2 protein-coding genes and 1 pseudogene are annotated in these 2,147 nt (G+C 33.4%); all 3 read left to right on the top strand.

The annotated features are described in order from the left end of the window. Positions 1-319 precede the first annotated feature (319 nt). On the top strand, positions 320-547 hold the full coding sequence (gene mazE, locus IGI47_RS14090; protein WP_071856366.1) for a type II toxin-antitoxin system PemI/MazE family antitoxin: 228 nt from the start codon (positions 320-322) through the stop codon (positions 545-547). Beyond that, positions 540-878, top strand: coding sequence for a type II toxin-antitoxin system PemK/MazF family toxin (locus tag IGI47_RS14085; protein WP_081123657.1), 339 nt, complete (start codon positions 540-542; stop codon positions 876-878). The genes mazE and IGI47_RS14085 overlap by 8 nt, the downstream gene beginning before the upstream one ends. Before the next feature lie 84 nt (positions 879-962). Beyond that, positions 963-2,147: pseudogene (locus IGI47_RS14080) on the top strand (hypothetical protein); the annotation flags it as partial.

Below are 2,147 nucleotides of genomic sequence, written 5' to 3'. Positions count from 1 at the left end.
TAGCAACTAGTGATGATTGCCACTTCATGAGAGAAATAAAAATGATGAGATTGAATCTAAGCGACCTAAATCTAAAGTTCAAACTAGAATAGGATACAACGGATATCAACCAAAGAACCAAGAGTATGAATTAAAAAAGATAATGAATCAGCTAAGAAAAAGTTGCGACCGGAGTCTTCAACATTATTTGAATCAACGAGCATATGAAGAAATGGAATATGCAATTGAGCATAACCTTTAATTGTGTAAGCACAGATAAAATACGTTGTAAAATCTAATTTTACGTGGTAAAATATTTGGCGAACAGGGGGAATGCAGAATGATTCATGTAACAGCTAGAAAAGTTGGTAATTCAATCTCTATTTCAATTCCTAAACAATATCAAGTTGAAGCAGGAACAGAGTATGTCACCTATAAATCAAAAAATGGTGGATTGATTTTTACACCAAAAATTAAAAATCCATTTTTATCAGATGAATCTTTTCAAAAAGCAGAAGATGAGGAATGGCAATTTTTAGCTCAGGAGGAGATAGAAAAGGATGTATGAACCGCAACAAGGTGACCTTATATGGTTGAATTTCACGCCGTCTTTTGGAAGAGAGATGAGGGGGAAACACCCAGCCCTGGTTGTTTCTTCCAATGCGTATAATCGTAAAACGAATTATATTATTGTGTGTCCAATTACTTCAGGAGGAAATAATTTTTCTGGTTATATTCCATTGCATGGATACAAAATACATGGAAGAATCAATGCGACACAGATTCATAGTTTTGATACTGAACGAATTGTGAGTAAAGAGTTTATTGATCGATTAAGAGGTGAAGACTTTTTATTAGTGAAACAAATCTTAGATTATTCATTAGAAATTGATTTTTGATAAAAACTGAATAGAAAAGGGTACGCCTTTTCTAAGGAGGGGCGTATCCGCTCCTCCTTCTTTTATTTTTATAGGAGGGAAACTATGAATTATCAAAAGTACAAAGAATTAGGAAACTTATTCAAGGAGACATTCCAAACGGTTGTTTCTGATAAGAACAATTTATTTGATTTTTTTAATCAGGTTCAGATGTTTCATAAATACGATATTTATGAGCAAATATTTATTTACGGACAGAAGTCGAATGCTACCCATATCGCTGATTTTGATACGTGGAAAAAATTAGGACGATTTGTTAAAAAAGGAGAAAAATCCATTGCTGTTCTTAGCCAGTCAACAGGGAAAATAAATATAAAACATTATTTTGATCTTTCTCAAACAGATGGAAAAGAACTTAATTTTCCAGATTATACGTTAGAAAAGAATGATTGGAATCTTTTAGTTAGCCAAGAGATAGAAGATTTAATTGATGAAACAGTTGATTTTACTGAAGAACCAGATATTCGTAGACTATCTATAGAAATTGGTTTATTTTTGGCAAAAAATAAGAGTATTGGTTCTGAAGTAATGGATATAACCGAACAAGAATTCACTATGTTACAAAGTTTGCCTAACTTTTTTAAAGTAATGAATTATGCAAATGAAATAAACCGACTAATTAGTAAAGAAATTTTAGTTTATAAAAGAGAAAGGATGAATGAACATGAGTCTAAAATACTACGAGAACGAGACAGGACAACTGATACCAGAAGTCGAGTATCCCAATTATCCATTGGGGAGATTCGGGAAAATAGCCGTAGCCAAATTACAGGAAGAGAATCCCGTGGAGTATCAAATCAAACTAGTCGAGGGCGATTTGATGAAGTGGGGACACGAGATCAACAAAAAAGTGTGGAACAGAGTAAGCGAATTGATGGAAGCGTTGGAAGAAGCCAATCCACTGACTCCAACTCAACAAGCGGATTTCGAGGAAAAATCGAAGATTCTCACACAATTTCGAGAACAAGCAATCGAACTCGCAATGAACGAGATTCTATAGAGGTAAAATCTAATATAGATATAAAAGACTTGGAAGAAAAACAATCTTCGGAGTCTTTTTTTGTTGAAAAAAATCCTGATTACGAAGAAATTACTCCAGATTTTACGGAGGAAGAGCTAAACAACATATTGAGACGTGGATCAGGCGTTGAAGGTGGAAAAATACGTATTTACCATTTATATCAACGAACTCTCTCCAAAAAGGAAAGAGGTTCTTTTTTAAAAGAAGAA

Source organism: Enterococcus sp. AZ191 (genome assembly GCF_051713845.1).
GTDB classification, from domain to species: Bacteria; Bacillota; Bacilli; order Lactobacillales; family Enterococcaceae; genus Enterococcus_B; species Enterococcus_B durans.
The sequence above is the reverse complement of the archived record's forward strand: the minus strand, read 5'-3'. Positions and strand labels throughout refer to the sequence as shown.